This is a genomic window from Actinomadura sp. NTSP31, assembly GCF_041951385.1.
In the GTDB taxonomy this organism is placed as follows: domain Bacteria; phylum Actinomycetota; class Actinomycetes; order Streptosporangiales; family Streptosporangiaceae; genus Spirillospora; species Spirillospora napierensis.
Genome location: NZ_JBGNUT010000021.1, coordinates 1 through 17,070, shown reverse-complemented (window position 1 = coordinate 17,070; position 17,070 = coordinate 1). Strand labels below are relative to the sequence as shown.

At 72.6% G+C, this 17,070-nt stretch carries 22 protein-coding genes; 18 read left to right on the top strand and 4 right to left on the bottom strand.

Annotated elements, in window-relative coordinates; all coding sequences use genetic code 11:
- Positions 1–86: 86 nt before the first annotated feature.
- The 12 genes from ACA514_RS30615 (at position 87) to ACA514_RS30560 (ending at position 10,598) form a co-directional block, all read left to right on the top strand.
- Positions 87–893 (top strand): IclR family transcriptional regulator, encoded by an 807-nt coding sequence (locus ACA514_RS30615; protein WP_375044737.1) that lies wholly within the window; start codon positions 87–89, stop codon positions 891–893.
- Between the two features lie 112 nt (positions 894–1,005).
- Positions 1,006–2,364, top strand: coding sequence for an MFS transporter (locus ACA514_RS30610; protein ID WP_375044736.1), 1,359 nt, complete (start codon positions 1,006–1,008; stop codon positions 2,362–2,364).
- A gap of 175 nt (positions 2,365–2,539) precedes the next feature.
- A complete protein-coding gene (locus ACA514_RS30605; protein ID WP_375044735.1) occupies positions 2,540–3,091 on the top strand; it encodes a VOC family protein in 552 nt (183 codons plus the stop codon).
- The gene (locus tag ACA514_RS30600; RefSeq protein ID WP_375044734.1) at positions 3,088–3,846 is read left to right on the top strand and encodes an SDR family NAD(P)-dependent oxidoreductase; all 759 of its coding nucleotides are present in this window, start codon (positions 3,088–3,090) and stop codon (positions 3,844–3,846) included. The genes ACA514_RS30605 and ACA514_RS30600 overlap by 4 nt, the downstream gene beginning before the upstream one ends.
- On the top strand, positions 3,843–4,733 hold the full coding sequence (locus tag ACA514_RS30595; protein WP_375044733.1) for a 3-keto-5-aminohexanoate cleavage protein: 891 nt from the start codon (positions 3,843–3,845) through the stop codon (positions 4,731–4,733). Before ACA514_RS30600 ends, ACA514_RS30595 begins: the two co-directional genes overlap by 4 nt.
- Complete coding sequence (locus ACA514_RS30590) at positions 4,720–5,148, top strand: hypothetical protein (protein ID WP_375044732.1); 429 nt, start codon at positions 4,720–4,722, stop codon at positions 5,146–5,148. Before ACA514_RS30595 ends, ACA514_RS30590 begins: the two co-directional genes overlap by 14 nt.
- A 2-nt stretch (positions 5,149–5,150) precedes the next feature.
- The gene (locus tag ACA514_RS30585) at positions 5,151–5,582 is read left to right on the top strand and encodes a hypothetical protein (RefSeq protein WP_375044731.1); all 432 of its coding nucleotides are present in this window, start codon (positions 5,151–5,153) and stop codon (positions 5,580–5,582) included.
- Positions 5,579–6,574 (top strand): dihydroxyacetone kinase subunit DhaK, encoded by a 996-nt coding sequence (locus ACA514_RS30580; RefSeq protein WP_375044730.1) that lies wholly within the window; start codon positions 5,579–5,581, stop codon positions 6,572–6,574. The genes ACA514_RS30585 and ACA514_RS30580 overlap by 4 nt, the downstream gene beginning before the upstream one ends.
- 6 nt (positions 6,575–6,580) lie before the next feature.
- Positions 6,581–7,222, top strand: coding sequence for a DAK2 domain-containing protein (locus ACA514_RS30575; protein ID WP_375044729.1), 642 nt, complete (start codon positions 6,581–6,583; stop codon positions 7,220–7,222).
- Complete coding sequence (locus ACA514_RS30570) at positions 7,219–8,145, top strand: 3-keto-5-aminohexanoate cleavage protein (RefSeq protein WP_375044728.1); 927 nt, start codon at positions 7,219–7,221, stop codon at positions 8,143–8,145. The genes ACA514_RS30575 and ACA514_RS30570 overlap by 4 nt, the downstream gene beginning before the upstream one ends.
- Positions 8,135–9,862, top strand: coding sequence for an IlvD/Edd family dehydratase (locus tag ACA514_RS30565; RefSeq protein WP_375044727.1), 1,728 nt, complete (start codon positions 8,135–8,137; stop codon positions 9,860–9,862). The genes ACA514_RS30570 and ACA514_RS30565 overlap by 11 nt, the downstream gene beginning before the upstream one ends.
- A 7-nt stretch (positions 9,863–9,869) precedes the next feature.
- The gene (locus ACA514_RS30560; RefSeq protein WP_375044874.1) at positions 9,870–10,598 is read left to right on the top strand and encodes an SDR family oxidoreductase; all 729 of its coding nucleotides are present in this window, start codon (positions 9,870–9,872) and stop codon (positions 10,596–10,598) included.
- A gap of 2 nt (positions 10,599–10,600) precedes the next feature.
- Here ACA514_RS30560 and ACA514_RS30555 read toward each other — a convergent pair whose 3' ends face one another.
- Complete coding sequence (locus ACA514_RS30555) at positions 10,601–11,386, bottom strand: IclR family transcriptional regulator (protein ID WP_375044726.1); 786 nt, start codon at positions 11,384–11,386, stop codon at positions 10,601–10,603.
- 176 nt (positions 11,387–11,562) lie between these two features.
- Between ACA514_RS30555 and ACA514_RS30550 the strand changes: the two genes are divergently transcribed.
- The 3 genes from ACA514_RS30550 to ACA514_RS30540 are packed head-to-tail and all read left to right on the top strand — an operon-like array spanning position 11,563 to position 13,029.
- Positions 11,563–11,904, top strand: a complete 342-nt coding sequence (locus ACA514_RS30550; RefSeq protein ID WP_375044725.1) for an ArsR/SmtB family transcription factor — start codon at positions 11,563–11,565, stop codon at positions 11,902–11,904.
- Between the two features lie 3 nt (positions 11,905–11,907).
- On the top strand, positions 11,908–12,414 hold the full coding sequence (locus ACA514_RS30545) for an SRPBCC family protein (protein WP_375044724.1): 507 nt from the start codon (positions 11,908–11,910) through the stop codon (positions 12,412–12,414).
- Positions 12,415–12,447: 33 nt separating this feature from the next.
- Positions 12,448–13,029, top strand: a complete 582-nt coding sequence (locus ACA514_RS30540; RefSeq protein ID WP_375044723.1) for a dihydrofolate reductase family protein — start codon at positions 12,448–12,450, stop codon at positions 13,027–13,029.
- 20 nt (positions 13,030–13,049) lie between these two features.
- Here the strand turns inward: ACA514_RS30540 and ACA514_RS30535 are convergent, their stop codons facing one another.
- Positions 13,050–13,463, bottom strand: a complete 414-nt coding sequence (locus ACA514_RS30535; protein ID WP_375044722.1) for a hypothetical protein — start codon at positions 13,461–13,463, stop codon at positions 13,050–13,052.
- 17 nt (positions 13,464–13,480) lie between these two features.
- Positions 13,481–13,786 (bottom strand): hypothetical protein, encoded by a 306-nt coding sequence (locus ACA514_RS30530; protein ID WP_375044721.1) that lies wholly within the window; start codon positions 13,784–13,786, stop codon positions 13,481–13,483.
- 144 nt (positions 13,787–13,930) lie between these two features.
- Between ACA514_RS30530 and ACA514_RS30525 the strand changes: the two genes are divergently transcribed.
- A complete protein-coding gene (locus ACA514_RS30525; protein ID WP_375044720.1) occupies positions 13,931–14,539 on the top strand; it encodes a TetR/AcrR family transcriptional regulator in 609 nt (202 codons plus the stop codon).
- 253 nt (positions 14,540–14,792) lie between these two features.
- On the opposite strand, the gene ACA514_RS30520 is transcribed toward ACA514_RS30525, so the two are convergent.
- The gene (locus tag ACA514_RS30520) at positions 14,793–15,377 is read right to left on the bottom strand and encodes a TetR/AcrR family transcriptional regulator (RefSeq protein ID WP_375044719.1); all 585 of its coding nucleotides are present in this window, start codon (positions 15,375–15,377) and stop codon (positions 14,793–14,795) included.
- A 150-nt stretch (positions 15,378–15,527) separates the two neighbouring features.
- On the opposite strand from ACA514_RS30520, the gene ACA514_RS30515 reads away from it, so the two are divergent.
- Positions 15,528–16,370 (top strand): NmrA/HSCARG family protein, encoded by an 843-nt coding sequence (locus ACA514_RS30515; protein ID WP_375044718.1) that lies wholly within the window; start codon positions 15,528–15,530, stop codon positions 16,368–16,370.
- A 158-nt stretch (positions 16,371–16,528) separates the two neighbouring features.
- On the top strand, positions 16,529–17,005 hold the full coding sequence (locus tag ACA514_RS30510; protein ID WP_375044717.1) for a carboxymuconolactone decarboxylase family protein: 477 nt from the start codon (positions 16,529–16,531) through the stop codon (positions 17,003–17,005).
- Positions 17,006–17,070: the final 65 nt, after the last annotated feature.

The window sequence follows — 17,070 nt, the reverse complement described above, 5'->3', positions numbered from 1 at the left end:
GGGTCGTTCGGCGAACCGGGCCGCGACGGGCGCCGGCCGCCGGCTCGGTTCGGCTATGCCGAACGGACCGTGGGAGAGGCGGTGGCATGGCGACGCTCAACACGCTGGCCAAGGCCGGCCGGGTGCTGGACCTGTTCCGCCCCGAACGCGCCGAGTGGGGGGTCAGCGAGGTCGCCGGAGAACTCGGGGTGCCGAGGTCGAGCGCCCACGCCCTGCTCTCCAGCCTCGCCGACGTCGGCATCCTGCAGTGGCGCGACGGCGGCCGGTACCGGGTGGGGTGGCGCGTCCTGGAGTTGGCGGAGGTGCGCCGGGGCACCATCGACATCCGCGCCGCGGCCGCGCCGGTCCTGGAACGGCTGGTGCGGACGTACGGCGAGACGTGCCATCTCGGGGTGCGCGACCGGGACCAGGTGCTGTACGTCGACAAGCTGCTCGGCAACCACAACATCACGGCACAGGGCGCCCCGGTGGGGGCGCGGCTCGACCTGCACTGCACCGGGGTCGGCAAGGTCCTGCTGGCCCATGCCGGCGACCTCGCCCGCTACCTCGGGGCGGTGCCCCTGCGGCGGCACACGCCGGCGACGGTCACCGACGAGCGCGCCTTCCGCGCGGAGCTGGCGGAGATCCGGTCGCGGGGAGCGGGTTTCGATCTCGGCGAGGCGGTCGAGGACGTCTTCTGCGTCGCGGCTCCGGTCCGGGACGAGCTCGGCCACGTCGTCGCGGCGGTCAGCCTCAGCGCGCCGGTCAACCGTTTCACCAAGAACCGCGATCGGTACACGCGGGCGATCAGGGCTGCGGCGGCGGAGGTGTCGCGGGCGGTCGTCGACAGCGCTCCCGTCCACCGCCCCGTGAACCGAGACGATCCGCCGCCCCGGCGGCCCTCCGCCAAGTAGTTCGCAGTGATTTCCCGATGAACGGCACCCGGCTGTGGTGCAGGTCTCATCGCCGCCGCATCCTGTGTGGCCGGCGTCACATGGCGCTGACCAGGAGGAACAAGGAGGCGGCATGCCTGAGGTGCCAGAACGGACCGAGGTGCGAGAACGGCCGGAAGTGGGGAACCGCGCCGTCCGCAAGGTGACGGCGCGGTTCCTGCCGCTGATCGGACTCTGCTACATCGTGGTCTACCTCGACCGCCTGAACATCGGCGTCGCGGCACTCACCATGAACGACGAACTGGGGATCTCGGCGTCGGCCTTCGGGTTCACGGCCGGCATCTACTTCTGGAGCTACACGGTCCTGGAGCCTCCGAGCAACTACATCCTCACCAGGATCGGCGCCCGGCGGTGGATCGGCCGGATCATGGTGACCTGGGGCCTGGTCACCATCGGCACCGCGGCCGTCCAGGGCACGACCGGCCTCGCCTGCGCCCGCATCCTGCTGGGCGTCGCGGAGGCCGGCTTCTCGCCCGGGATGATGTACTTCGTCTCGCGCTGGTTCCCGCGGCGGGACCGGGGGCGGGCGATGGCGTGGATCGTCGCGTTCATCTGCCTGTCGTCGGTCGGCACGCCCGTGATGACCTACATCCTCGACCTGGACGGCCTGCTCGGCCTGTCCGGCTGGCGCTGGGTGTTCGTCATCACCGGAATCCCGGCGGTCGCGCTGGGGTGCGTCGTCGTCGCGGTCCTGCGGGACGACCCCCGGGACGCGGACTTCCTCGCCCCCGCCGAGCGGGAGTGGCTCATCGCCGAGCTGGAGGCGGAGGAGCGCGAGACGACGGACGCGCACGGCGGGCTCGGCTTCGCGCGGGCACTGGTGCATCCGCGCGTGCTGGTCCTGGTGTCGGTGTTCCTCTGCGTCACCTTCAGCCTCAACGGCTTCCAGGTCTGGATACCGCAGATCCTCGCGCAGTTCGGCCTGTCGAGGGTCCAGGTGGGCTGGGTGGCCACGCTCCCCGGACTCCTCGCGATCGGGCCCGTGCTGTGGTGGATGCGGCACTCGGACCGGCGGGAGGAGCGCGGCGTCCACTTCGCCGCGGCCGCCGCCGTCGCGGCGGCCGGCTTCGGGATCGCGGCCCTGTTCTTCTCCGTCCCCGCCGTCGCGATCGCCGGTTTCTGCGTGGCCGGCGTCGGCCTGTACGGCGCGATGGCCGTCTTCGTCACCATCCCGTCGTCCTTCCTGACCGGAGCGGCGCTGGCGGCCGGGTTCGGGGTCATCAACGGCTTCGGCAACCTCGGAGGCTACTGGGGGCCGCAGGTCACCGGCTGGCTGAGGGACACGACCCACGGCTTCACCGCCGCCATCGGCGTGTACGGCGTCGTCATGGCCCTCGGCGCGGGCATCGTCCTCGTCCTCGAGGCCGCCACGCGCCGCGGCACCGCCTCCCCCGCCCCGGCGGCAGGCGCCGACAAGGCCGCCGTTTCCTGAACCTCCGCCTTCCCACCCCTTCCATCCCTTTTCGCTGCGCCCTGGCCGCGGACGACGGCGGCGCTCCGGCCGCGGGAATTCCCGATGAACGGCACTGAGGCATGTGCCGGTGAACCGGCTCCGCGACACGATCGGCACCCGCAGCGAACCCCGCGTCCGCAACCGAGGAGGAAACATGAGCCGCGTCTTCGGCGTGATCCGACAACTGGGCTACGTGGTCCCCGACATCACCTCCGCCATCACCCACTGGGTGGAGCGGCTGCAGGTCGGGCCGTTCTTCTACATCGAGCGCCAGCCCGTGAACCACTTCGTCTTCCGCGGCGCGCCGAGCGCCCCGCCGCAGATCAGCGTCGCCCTGGCCCAGGCCGGGCCCGTCCAGGTGGAGCTCATCCAGCAGCGCAACGACGTCCCGTCGGCGTTCCGCGAGTTCACCGACGCGGGACACGAGGGACTCCAGCACGTCGCGTACTGGACGGACGCCTTCGACGCCCTCGTCGGCCGGGCGGGGGAACTCGGCTACACCGAGCTTCAGAGCGGCCGTTCCGGCAGCGGGAGGCCGGACGAGCGGTTCGGCTACTTCACCGCGGGCGGGCACACCGGCACCGTCGTGGAGTTCTCCGAGGTGGCCGGCCGCAAAGCGGCCCTGTTCGACGCCGTCGCCGCCGCTGCCGCCGGCTGGGACGGCACCGACCCGGTGCGCGACATGACCACGCTGGTGACCCGGTGACCGGGCGGACCGCCGTCGTCTCGGGCGGCGCCTCGGGCATCGGCGCGGCGACGGCGGCGCTGCTGCTGGACCGCGGCTGGAACGTGGTGACCGCCGACCTCCGGGACGCCGGCGCCGAGACGCGCGAGCCGTCCGGGGCCGTGCGGCTGCCGGTGCGGGCGGACGTCACCGACGAGGCGGACCTGGACCGGCTGGCCCGGCGGACGCGCGACCGCTTCGGCCGCGTCGACGCGGTCGTGACGTGCGCCGGAACCGCGGACAACGCGCCCGTCCGCGAGGTCACGCCCGCCCGCTTCTCCCGCACGCTGGCGCTCAACCTGGTCGGCACGTTCGCGCTGTGCCGCCTGTTCGTCGACGACCTCGCCGCCGCCCGCGGGTCGATCGTCACCGTGTCCTCGGTCTCCGGCCTGCGCGGCAGCCCCGACCGCGCGGCGTACGCGGCGTCCAAGGGCGGGGTCGTCGCCCTGACCCGCCAGCTCGCCGTCGAACTCGCCGCCGAACCGGTCCGCGTCAACTGCGTCGCACCGGGCTCGACCCTGACGCCGCTGGTCGCGAGCGCGCAGGGGGACGAACGGACCCGGCGGGCGATCCTCGACGCCATCCCGCTCGGGCGCTACGCCGAACCGCGGGAGATCGCCGAGGTCATCGCCTTCCTCGCCGGGGACGGCGCGGCGTTCGTCACCGGGCAGGTGTGGGGCGTCGACGGGGGGCAGCTCGCCGACGCCGGCTGGAAGCACCCGGAGGCCGCCCGGTGAAGCCCCTGATCATCGGGATCAACCCCAACGAGGGCACCGGCCGGGACGCCAACCCGCACGTGCCGTACACGCCCGCCGAGATCGCGGAGGTCGCCCGGGACTGCGAGCGCGCCGGGGCCTCGCTCATGCATTACCACGCGCGGACCGCGGACGGCGGAGCCGACCACACCGCCGCCGCGTACGCCGAGATCGCGCGCGAGACGCACCGGGTCAGCTCGCTGCTGCTCGCGCCGTCGATGGCCAACGTCGCCGGCCACGACGTCGAGCAGCGGCTGTCCAACATCGCACCCAACCAGGGCGACCCCGATACCGCGGCGGACCTGCTCCCGGTCGACATGGGCTGCGCCAACATGGACCTGTTCGACCCGGACGCCGGCGACTACGCCACCGACGACCGGGTCTTCGTCAACGACGTCCGCACCCAGAAGGCGTTCCTGGAACGGGCGCCGCGGCTCGGCCTGCGCCCCTACGCGGCGTCGTTCAACGTGAGCTGGACGCGGGCGATCGTCGCGCACGCGCGCGCCGGACGGCTTCCCGGGCCGGTGATCGCGGCATTCGTGCTGGGCGGCGAGGAGTTCGTCGCCGCCCATCCGACGACGCCGGCGGGAGTGCGCGTGCACCTCGACGCGCTGCCCGCGGACCTGGAGATCGAATGGCTGGTCTCCAGCCACCGCGGCGACGTGTTCGAGGTCGCCGAGGAGGTCATCGCGGCGGGCGGCCATCTGGCCGTCGGCGTCGGGGACCACCCGCACACCGCGCTGGGACGGCCGACGACCGCCGAACTGGTCGCGCGCGCCGCCGACCTCGGCCGCAGGCACGGCCGCCGTCCCGCCACGCCGGACGAGACCCGGCGGATGCTGGGGGTGCCCGCGCATGCGGATCGTTGACAGCCACGGAACCGAGCCGGTCCCGGTGCACCGGTCCGCGGGCCGGACGGTCTGGGTGATGGGCTCCATCGCGTTCGGGTCGCCGGCGCTGGCCGGCGACGTCATCGTCACCGGCTCCCACGGCGGGCACAGCGCCGGCGAGTACGCCGCGTCGTACCGCGTCGCCGTGGTCGCCTGCAACGACGCGGGCATGGGCAAGAACGCCGCCGGCGTCGCCGGGCTGCGCGCCCTGGACGAGGCCGGCATCGCCGCGGCGGGGGTGGGCCACACGTCGGCGCGGATCGGCGACGGCCCCGACACCTGGGAGAACGGCGTGGTCAGCTTCGTCAACGAGCGCGCCCGCGCGCTCGGACTCCGCCCCGGACTGCCACTGCGGGAGCAGATCGTGGCGCTCGTCGACCGAGGAGGGTTCTAGCCGTGTACCGAGCGACGGTCTGGTCGCGGGACGGCGTGCGCATCGTCGTGATGGACAGCATGTCCCAGGTCGAGGACGGTGACGCGGGCGCGGTCGTCGTCGCGGCGTCCAACGGAGGCCGGGAGTCGGGGAACATCGGCGCCGCGGTGCGCTGCGCGTTCGTCCTGCTCAACGACGCCGGCGTCGGCAAGGACCGGGCGGGCGTCGCCGGGCTCGCCATCCTCGACGCGGCCGGCGTCCCCGCGGCGGCGGTCGGCCACGACTCCGCCGAGATATCCAACGGCCCCGACATGTGGGAGAACGGCGTCCTCTCCCACGTCAACACGGCCGCCGAAGCGGCCGGTCTCGCGGCGGGCGCCCCGGCCGCCGCGTCCCTGATCGCCTTCGCGCGGGACCTCGCCGCGCGGACCCGGACGGCCGAGGAGGACGCGTGAGCAGGTACATCCGCAACGAGCGGGACACGTTCGTCAGGCAGGCGGTGGAGGGGCTGGAAGCGGCCCACCCGGACCTCGTCCGGGTGCACGACGACCCGCTGTTCGTGACCCGCCGGACGCCCGCGCGGGGCAAGGTGGCGCTGGTGTCCGGCGGCGGCTCCGGACACGAGCCGCTGCACACCGGTCTGGTCGGCACGGGCATGCTGGACGCCGCCGTCCCCGGCGCGGTCTTCACCAGCCCGACGGCGCTGCAGGTGCGGGAGGCCGCGCGGACGGTCGACACCGGCGCGGGCGTCGTCCTGCTCGTGAAGAACTACACCGGCGACGTCCTGAACTTCCGGATCGCCGCCGAACTGCTCGGCGACCGGAACGACGTCCACATGGTCGTCGTCGACGACGACCTCGCGACGGCGACCGGAGACGAGGACGGTCCGGGCCGGCGTGGCACCGCCGCCGTCCTGGCCGTGGAGAAGGTCTGCGGCGCGGCGGCCGAGGCGGGCGCCCCGGCCGTCCGGGTGCGCGACCTCGGACGCGAGGTGGTGTCCCGGTCGGCGACCCTCGGACTCGCCCTGGAGGCGTGCACCAACCCGATGACCGGGGTGCGCTCGTTCGAGCTGGAGCGGGACGAGATCGAGTTCGGGGTGGGCATCCACGGCGAGCGCGGCACCGGCACCCGCGCCGCCGGAACCGCCGCCGAACTGGCCGAGGCCCTGGTCCGTCCGCTGGTGGAGCACCTCGGCCTGGCGCGCGGAGACGAGGTCCTGGCGATCGTGAACGGGTTCGGCGCGACCCATCCGCTGGAACTCGGGGTCGCGCTGCGCGAGGTGCGCCGGTCCCTGGCCGGGGACGGTGTCGTCGTCGCCCGCGCCCTCGCCGGCTCGTACGTGACCTCGCTGGACATGCGGGGCTTCTCGGTCACCCTGACGGCGCTGACCGCGGAACTCGCCGAGCTGTGGGACGCACCGGTCCGCACACCGGCCCTGACCTGGTAGGAGGGGATGAACGAGATGACCGTCGAGGACATCCGGCTGACCGGCGCGGACGCGCGCGCCTGGCTCCTGGCGTACGCGGACCGGGTGCTGCGGGACGCCGCCGAGCTGACCGACCTGGACCGCAGGGCCGGAGACGGCGACTTCGGCTGGAACACCGCCGCCGCGCTCGAGCGCGTCCGATCGGCGCCGCCCGACGCGCACGACCCGCCGGACGCCTTCCGGGCCGCCTCGGACGCCCACCTCGGCGCGGGCGGGACGAGCAGCCCGCTGTTCGGACTGTGGTTCGGAACGCTCGCGCAGGGACCGGCCGCCCCGTGGACGGCACAGGACCTGGCCGGGGCCGTCCGGAGCGCGGTGGACGCCGTCCGCCGGCTGGGCGGCGCCGGCGTCGGGCAGAAGACGATGGTGGACGCGATGGTCCCCGCCGCCGAGGCGCTGGAGGCCGCCTCCCCGCGCGCGTCCTGGCGCGCCGCGGCCGCCGACGCGGCCCGCGCCGCCGCCGAGGGCGCCGAGTCGACCCGGGACATGCTCGCCCGCCGAGGGCGGGCCAGCTACGTCGGCGAGCACGCGCGCGGCGTGGTCGACCCCGGCGCGCTGGCCGTCGCCTGGTTCTTCCAGGCCGCGGCGCACGACCGGGCTCCGGCATGACGCCCGCGGCCGGCCACACCGGCAAGGTCATCGTCACCGTCGCGCCGACCGGCGGGTTCCTCACCCGCGCCGAGCACCCGTACGTCCCGACCCAGCCGGCGGAGATCGCCGCCGACGTCGCGCGCTGCGCCGCCGCGGGCGCCAGCATGGCGGCGCTGCACGCGCGGCGCCCGGACGACCAGGCCACGTGCTCCGGCGCGGTCTACCGCGACATCAACGCCCGGGTCCGCGCGGCGTGCGACGTCGTGATCAACAACTCGACCGGCGGGGGAGCCGACGGCGACCTGCTGCGGATCCGCCCCGACGGCTCCCGCGTCGTCGACTGGGACGCCCGGATGGAGGGCCTCGAAGGCGGCGCCGACACCTGCACGCTGGACGCCATCACCGCCTACGTCAGCGCGCCCGGCGGGCACGAGATCCTCATGGACACCCCGATGGAACGCGCCACCGAACTGGCGGCGGCGATGTCCGAGCGCGGGATCAAGCCCGAATGGGAGGCGTTCAACCCGTCCCACCTGGTCCGCGAGGTCGCCCGCCTGACGTCCCTCGGCTTCGACACAGAGCCGTACCACGTGAACGTGGTGCTCGGCCTCCACGAGAACTTCCAGAACGCGCTGCCCTACACACCGTCCAACCTGCACCACATGGTGGACGCGCTGCCGGACGGTTCGCTGTGCACGGTCACGATCAACGGCCCGCAGCAGTTCCGGGGCCTCGCGCACGCACTGGCGCTCGGCGCGCACATCCGGGTCGGCATCGAGGACAACCCGTGCCTCGTCCCCGGCGAGCCGGCGGAGAACGCCCGCCTCGTCGAGCGCGCCGTCGCGCTGGTCCAGAGCATCGGCCTCGAACCCGCCACCCCGGACGAGGCCCGCGCGATCCTCGGCCTCCCCGCACGAAAGGAACCCGCCCGTGAGCTCTGAACAGGACCGCGCACCGCTCCGCTCGCGGGAATGGTTCGGCGGGTCCGACATCAACGGGTTCATCCACCGCTCGTGGATGAAGAACCAGGGCGTCCCCGACCGGATGTTCGACGGCCGCCCCGTCATCGGGATCTGCAACACCTTCTCCGACCTCACCCCCTGCAACGGGCACTTCCGCGAGCTCGCCGAGCACGTCAAGCGGGGCGTGCTGGAAGCCGGCGGGTTCCCCGTCGAGTTCCCCGCGATGTCGCTGGGCGAGACCATCGTCCGGCCGACGACCATGCTCTACCGCAACCTGGTGTCGATGGAGGTCGAGGAGTCCATCCGCGCCAACCCCGTCGACGGCGTCGTCCTGCTGTGCGGCTGCGACAAGACGACGCCCTCGCTGCTGATGGGCGCCGCGAGCTGCGACCTGCCCACCATCGTGGTGTCCGGCGGCCCGATGCTGAGCGGGCGGTGGAAGGGCAGGGCGGTCGGGAGCGGCACGTCCCTCTTCGAGATGGTCGACGAGTTGCGCGCGGGCCGCCTCACCGAGTGCGAGTTCCGCACCGCCGAGGGCGCCATGGCGCGCTCGGCCGGCTCCTGCAACACCATGGGCACCGCCTCCACGATGGCGTCGATGGTCGAGGCGCTCGGCCTCGCCCTTCCCGGGAACGCCGCGATCCCCGCGGTCGACGCGCGGCGGCGCCTGCTCGCCCGCGACTCGGGCGCCCGCGCGGTCGCGATGGTGCGCGAGGACCTGCGGATGTCGCGGATCGTCACCCGCGCGTCCTTCGAGAACGCCATCAAGGTCAACGCGGCGATCGGCGGGTCGACCAACGCGGTGCTGCACCTGCTGGCCCTCGCCGGACGGCTGGAGGTCGAACTGGAACTCGACGACTTCGACCGCGTCGCCGAGGGTGTCCCGCTGCTGGTCGACCTGATGCCGGCCGGCCGGTTCCTGATGGAGGACTTCCACGCGGCCGGCGGCCTCGGCGTCGTGCTCAAGGAACTGGGCGACCTCCTGCACACCGACGCGCCGACGGTCGACGGCCGCACCCTCGGCGAGAACGCGGCGGACGCCACCGCCTGGGACCGCGAGGTCATCCGCCCGATCGGTGAACCGCTGCTGCCCGATGCCCGCATCACCGTCCTGCGCGGCAACCTCGCGCCGTCGGGCGCCGTCGTCAAACCGGCGGCGGCCTCGCCCCACCTGCTCCGCCACACCGGCCCGGCGCTGGTGTTCGACGGCATGGACGACCTCAGGGCCCGCATCGACGACCCGGACCTCCCGGCCGACGAGAACACCGTCCTGGTCCTGCGCCACGCGGGGCCCCGCGGATATCCGGGGATGCCCGAGGTCGGCAACCTGCCGCTCCCGAAGAAGCTGCTGGAGGCGGGCGTCACCGACATGGTCCGGATCTCCGACGCCCGCATGAGCGGCACGGCGTTCGGCACGGTCGTGCTGCACGTCGCGCCGGAGTCCGCCGCCGGCGGCCCGCTCGGTGCCGTACGCGACGGCGACATGGTCGAACTCGACGTCGCCGCCGGCACGCTGAACCTGCTCGTCGACGCCGACGACATCCGGCGGCGGCTCGCCGCGAGCGTCCTGCCGCCCCCTCCGCCGACCGGGTACGCGCGACTCTACGTCGAGCACGTCCTGCAGGCCGACCGGGGCGCCGACTTCGACTTCCTGGTCGGCCGCCGGGGAGCGGAGGTGCACGGTGACAACCACTGACCCCAAAGTGGCCGTCGTGACCGGCGCCGGAAGCGGGCTCGGCAGAGCCATCGCCCACGCGCTGCTCGACGCCGGCCACACCGTCGTCCTGGCGGGCCGGACGCGGGCGTCCCTGCACGAGACGGCCGCGGACCACCCGCGCGCCCACGTCGTCGTCGCCGACGTGACCTCCCCGGCGTCGGTCCGCGCGCTGTTCTCGTCGGCGCGCGAACCGCGGGGCCGCGTCGACGTCCTGATCAACAACGCGGGGATCTTCGGAGGGCAGGGCGCCGTCGACGAGGTCGAGGACGAGACGTGGCACGACGTGCTCGCCGCCAATGTCACCGGCTCGTTCCTCTGCGCCCGCGAGGCCGTGCGCGTCATGAAGCGCCAGCGGCCCTCGGGCGGCCGGATCATCAACAACGGGTCGCTGTCGGCGCACGTCCCCCGGCCCCGCAGCGTCGCCTACACCGTGAGCAAGCACGCGATCAGCGGCCTCACCGCGTCGATGAACCTCGACCTGCGCGACCAAGGGATCGCCTGCACGCAACTGGACGTCGGCAACGCCGCGACGGCGATGACCGCCGGCGTCGGCGTGCGGGCGCTCCAGCCCGACGGCACCAGCCGCGCCGAAGCCGTGATCGACCCCTCGCATATCGCGCGTTCGGTCGTCCACATCGTGTCGCTGCCGCTGGAAGTGAACGTCCCGTCCATCACGGTGATGGCCCGGACGATGCCCTACGCGGGCCGCGGCTGACGTCAGCGCCGCCGCAGGACCGGCCGGACGATCGAGCGCGCCCGCTCCAGGTCGCGCGAGATCGTCATGGCCGTCGTCCGCACGGCGGTCTCCATCCGGGCCGTGTCGATCCGTCCGACGACACCGGACATCGACACGGCCGCGAGGACCTCCTCGTCCGGGCCGATGACCGGAGCGGCGACGCCGACGATCCCCTCGATCGCCTCCTGCCGGTCGAACGCCGCACCCCGCCGCCGCACGCGCCGCAGTTCGGCCCGCAGCTCCCCGCTCTCCACCGACGTGTACGGCGTGAAACGCGGCAGGTCGCCGGGGATGACCACGCTCTCCGGAGGCATGAACGCCAGGATCGCCTTGCCGGACGCGCTCGCGTGCGCGGGGGACCGCCCACCCGAATGCTGCGGCAGCCGCGGCCCCTCGACACTGCGGAAGACGTCCAGGTGCACGACGTCGAAGCCGTCCAGCACCGCGAGCCCGACATTCTGCCGGGTCGCCTCGTGCAGGGTCATCAGATGCCTCTTCGACGCCTCGCGCAGGTCCCGCTGCTGCGGCAGCTTCTCCCCGATCTCGAAGAGCAGCAGGCCGGGACGGTAGTCCCGCCCGTCCCGCTCCAGCAGACCGACCCGGACCAGCTCCCGCACCGTCCGGTACACCGTCGTCTTCGGCAGCCCCGTCCGCTGCGCCAGCGCCGCGGCGCTCAACGCGCCCCGGCTCCGCGCGAACTGCTTCAAGATCTCGGCGACACGGCCGACCGAGGTGACCTCCCCGGTGGCCCGATGGGCGGGACTCACCCCGAAATTCTCCCCGCGAACCCCACAAATGTCCACGTCACAGACCCCGCACCACCGCCTCGGCAACCGGCTGCCGGCCCCGCGCCGGCACGGGCACCCGACCACCGACCGACACGAGACGGACCCGCGTGATTCCCTCGCTTGACGCATGCCGATATGGGCATACGATGGCGGCCATGGCACGAGCAGCGACGACGTCGGACGTCTTCAACGCGATCGCCGAGCCGCAGCGCCGGGAGATCCTGGTGCTCCTGCGGACGGGTGAGCGGCCGGTGACCGAGGTCGCCCGGAAACTGGGGATGACCCAGCCGGGGGCGTCCAAACACCTGCGCGTGCTCCGGGAGGTCGGGCTGGTGCGGGACCGCAAGGCGGGCAAGCAGCGCCTGTACGGCCTGGACGCCCGCGGGCTGCGGCCGGTCCACGAGTGGACCGGCGGGTTCGAGCGGTTCTGGAACGAGAGCTTCGACCGGCTGGACGCGTACGTGCAGGACCTGAAGCAAACAGGGCAGGGGGAATAGCCGATGAGCGAGATGGGACGAGGAGCGCCCGCGCGGTCCGCGACGGCCGACCGCGAGGTTGTGATCTCCCGGGTCATCGAGGCCCCGCGAGAGCTGGTGTTCGAGGCGTTCACCGAAGTCCGGCACCTGTCGCGGTGGTGGGGACCGGCGGGGTTCACCACCACCACGCGCGCGTTCGAGTTCCGCGTCGGCGGGGAGTGGGACTTCGTGATGCACGGACCGGACGGGACGGATTACCAGGAGTGGATCACATGGCAGGAGATCGCCCCGCCGGAGCGGATCGCGCTGCTGCACGGTGAGTCCCGCGGTGACCCGAACGCCTTCGAATCGGTCCTGACGTTCGCGCCCGACGGCACGGCGACCCGGATCGAGATGCGCACGGTCTTCCCCACCAAGGAACTGCGCGACGAGGCGGTCGAGAAGTACCACGCGATCGAGGGCGGACGGCAGACCCTGAGCAACCTGGCCGCCTACGTCACCGAGATCGTCCGAAAGGGAGCGAAGGGCTAGATGGAGGTCATGGTGTCGAATACCACCTGCCATATGTCGATCTCACTGGACGGTTTCGTCGCCGGACCGGACCAGAGCCGTGAGGCCCCCCTGGGAAAGCGGGGGCGGGAGTTGCACGGCTGGCACATCGGCGACCCGCGGGCCAACGACGCGGACAAGATCGCGAACGAGTGGCTGATGCGCCCGAGGGGCGCATACGTCATGGGCCGCAACATGTTCGGCCCGATCCGCGGGGACTGGGAGGAGGACTGGTCGGGCTGGTGGGGCCCCGAACCGCCCTATCACGCGCCGGTGTTCGTCCTGACCCACCACCCCCATGATCCGATCCCGATGGACGGGGGGACGACGTTCCACTTCGTCACCGACGGCTTCGACGCGGCATACTCCGCGGCGTGCCAGGCCGCAGGCGGCAAGGGCGTGGACATCGCCGGCGGTGCGTCGACCGTCCGGCAGGCACTGGCGGCCGGGGTGATCGACGAACTCACCCTCGACATCGCGCCCGTTCTGCTCGGTTCGGGCGAGCGGATCTTCGACGGGGTCGACTTCGACTTCGAGCCCGCCGAGGTGCTCCACTCCCCGCTGACCACCCACATCCGCTACCGCCGTAAGAGCTGACCCTCTCCCGCGCGGGTGCGTCAGCGCCGCTGCAGCCTTGCGAGCATCAAGGTCGGGTCGTTTCCAGCGAGGTTCGCACCGTTCGTCACATAGACCCGGTTTCCACGAACGATGACGGCCGTGGTCCCCTGCATCCCGTCATCGGCGTCCAGCAGGGTCTCGTGTTCGCCGTCCGCGCCCACGCGCACGAGCTTGCTGCTCTGGTTGATCGCGGCGAGGATCTCGTCGCCCCGACCGGTGAAGTCGAAGTCGTCGATGCCCTCCAGTCCGGTGGCCCGGACCTCGGCGCGGCCGGAGCCGCCGTCCTCGGTCACCGGGATGCGGACGATGGTGCCGTGGTCGGAGTTGGCCGCCCACACGGCGCCATCGTGGATCTTCATGCCGTTGGCGCCGAAGAAGCCGGCGGGCGCCAGGGCGGGGTCGGCCGACCACACGGAGGCCTCGCCGCCGCTCAGCGGAGCCTGCCAGATGCGCCCGCGACCCGCACCACCTGGCGGGCGGGAATCATGCCGATGACCGCGCTGCCGCCGGGCTCCAGGGCGATGCTCTCGGCGACCTGGCCTGCGGCCCGGTCGAAGTGGGCGAGGACGCGCACGTCGGCCAGGCGGGTGCCGGCCGCTGGATCGGGATCCGTCGGGACGGTGGCCGGGACCGGGGCGGCGAGGGCCGCCGGGGCCGCGGCGAAGGCGCCGAACAGGCCGGCGAGACCGAGCGCGGCGGCGCGCCGCCGCAACCGGGCGAGTCGGTCGGGGGACATGGCTTTCCTTTCTGTCGTGCGGGACGCGGAAGGGCGCCGATGGCGCCCGCTCGACTGTATCGCTCAGTACAGAAGTTCTGCGGCAGACTGTATCAGGCAATACAGAGACGCTGTACTGCGGAGTACAGAACACGGAGGCGGTCCATGGGGCGCACACCGACCACCCCGCGGGGTCGCGCGACCCGAAAGCGCATCCTCGATGCGGCGGCGGACCTCATCGAGCGGCGCGGCGTCGCGGCGGTGACGCTGGAGGACGTGGAAGGCGCCGCGGGGGTCGGCCGCAGCCAGCTCTACCACTACTTCGACGACCGTGAAGACCTCGTCCGCTCTGTGGTGCACCACACCGTGGACAAGGTGCTGGCCGCACAGGAACCGCTCCTCCTGCAGGTCGACTCGCTCGCCGGCATCGACCGCTGGTTCGACGCGATCGTGGCCAACGGGACGCGGCAGGACGCGGTCGGCGGCTGTGCGATCGGTTCGCTGGCGAGCCAGCTCAGCGACCACGACGACCTCACCCGGCAGGCGTTCGTGGACGCCTTCGCGCGCTGGGAGGCCCCCCTCATCTCGGGCCTGCGCCGGATGCAGGAGGCGGGCGAGCTGTGCCCGGACGTGGACGTGACCGAGCTGGCCGACCTCACCATGGCGGCGATCCAGGGCGGCCTCCTGCTCGCCCAGGTCCGCCGTGCACCGGACCAGCTCCGCCTCGCTCTGCGCGGCGCGCGGGCGGCACTGGAGGACGCGCTCACCCCCTGACCTGGCCGGGTCCGCAGGGGCGGTTCGCCGCGTCCACTCTCGACTACGCCTGGGCGGCTGCCGTCGGCGTACGCGGTGCTCCTGACGGGAAGCCGAACCTGGCACCCCGCCAGGCCTCTGTGCTGTTACAGAGGCCGGTCTTCTGTGACGCGGGGACGTCGGATCCCAGGGCTCGCCGTGCGGCCTGTGCCCAGGGGACGCCTGCGGATCTGGCGCGGAGGAGGTTCCGTCACCATGCCGGCGGACCGGGCCGTCACTCGGGTGGGCGCAGTGCGCGGAGGACGTGGTCGATGAGTTTGTGGAGGTAGTGGGGGTCGGGCATGCCGAGGTGGAGGGCGAGGCGGTGGTAGATGGGGCCGAAGGTGAGGTCGAGGGCGACGTCGAAGTCGGTGTCGGGGGGTAGTTGTCCTTGTTGTTGTGCTTGGCGTAGTCGGTTGTTGAATTTGGTGATGCGGGGTTCGATCAGGCGTTGGCGTAGGTCGCGGGCGAGGTCGGGGTCGTATTGGGCTTCGGTGATGACTCCGGTGACCGGTGAGGTGGGTTGGGGGGTGAGCAGGGTGATGACTTCGGTGAGTTGGGTGTGCAGGTCGGCGGCCAGGTCGCCGGTGTCGGGCGGGTCGGCGGTGATGGCGGCGGCCTCGTCGATGAGGTCCAGGACGATGGCGCCTTTGGAGGGCCACCACCGGTAGATGGTCATTTTGCTGACTTTGGCGCGGGCGGCGATGGCCTCGATGGTCAGCCGGCCGTAGCCGTTCTCCTCGCAGAGTTCCCGGGTGGCGGTGAGGACCGCCACCCGGCTGCGCTCGTTGCGACGTGGCGCGTTCGATGCCTTGACCATCTGCGCATCCTAAGGGATACGGAACGTACCGTATTGACAAAAGCCGGGGCGTACCGCCATGCTCATAAGCGATACGGTACGTATCGTCCAACGCGGTCCGCCGCGGTGTGCGGAGCAGATCGCTTCGCAGTAGGAGGAGATGAGAACCCGATGCGCTCGAACAAGACCGTGCTCGTCGCCGGGGCGACCGGAAAGCAGGGCGGCGGTGCCGCCCGAGCGCTGCTCGCCGATGGCTGGGACGTGCGGGCCCTGGTGCGCGACACGGACGCGGCTCCCGCCCGAGCCCTGGCCCGCGCCGGTGCGACCCTGGTGCACGGCGACCTCGATGACGCCGGGTCGCTCGCCCAGGCGGCCGCCGGCGCCCACGGCGTTTTCAGCGTCCAGCCACTGGCCGTCACCGAGGAGGAACTGGCCACGGAGGTCCGCCGCGGGACGGCCCTGGCGGACGCCGCCCGGGCCGCGGGGGTCGCGCACCTCGTCTACAGCTCCGTCGACGGCGCCGAACGCGCCACCGGCATCGACCACTTCGAGTCCAAGGCCCGCATCGAGGAGCACATCGCCGCCGTCTTCCCGTCGGCGACGATCCTGCGGCCGGTGTTCTTCATGGACAACCTGCTGTGGTACGCCGACGCCACCGGCGAACGCGTCCTGGACCTGCCGGTGATCCCCGACCGGCCGATGCAGATGATCGCGACCTCGGACATCGGCCGGATCGCCGCCGCCGCGTTCGCCGAGCCCGGCGACTACCTCGGCGCCCGGCTCGCGATCGCCGCGGACGCCCCCACTTTCGAGGAGGTGGCCGCGACCTACCAGCGGGTGACGGGCGTGCCCACGCGGCTGGCGCCCAAGCCGATCGACGAGCGGATGTTCGAGTGGTTCGCCGAGGACGGCTACCAGGCCGACATCCCCGCCCTGCGCGACGACTTCCCCTGGCTCCAGCGCTTCGAGGCCTTTCTGCGCGACGCGCTCGTCCCCGCCGGCTCCCCCCGCTGACCGTGCGGCCGGCGACCGCACCGGCCGCACCCCGACACCGACCCCCGGATCAGAAAGCGAGGTCAGCCTGAACGCCGGGTCCGCCCGGTCCGCCGATCCACCACCATTCCGCGCGGCGACGCGCATCACAGCGATCACCACACTACGAGGAGTCTCTTATGTCTGCGCGTGTGAACCTCATGGGCGACCAGCTCGCCGGCAAGGCCATGAAGGGCATCAACACGGCGAGCATGGCCGTGATCAACAGCGGGCTGCTGCCCAAGACCACGATCGACCTGGTGCTGCTGCGCGCGAGCCAGATCAACGGCTGCGGTTACTGCACCGACATCCACAGCAAGGACCTGGCGCACGCCGGGGAGGGCGCCGCCCGGGTGAATCTGGTCGCGGTCTGGCGCGAGACCACGGTCTTCTCTGATGAGGAGCGGGCCGCCCTCGAACTGGCCGAGCAGGGCACCCGGATCGCCGACGCCGCCGGTGGCGTGCCGGACGAGGTGTGGGCGAACGCCGCCAAGTACTACAACGAGGAGCAGATGGTCGCGCTGACCTGCCTGATCGCGCTGATCAACGCCAGTAACCGGCTCGGTGTCATCGCCGCCGTGCAGGGGGGCGACTACACGCCCGGCCAGTTCGGCTGAGCCGACCGCCGGACCGCGTGAACTCGTACCACGATGCCGCGGGGTGCGGGCCGGGCGTGTAGTCG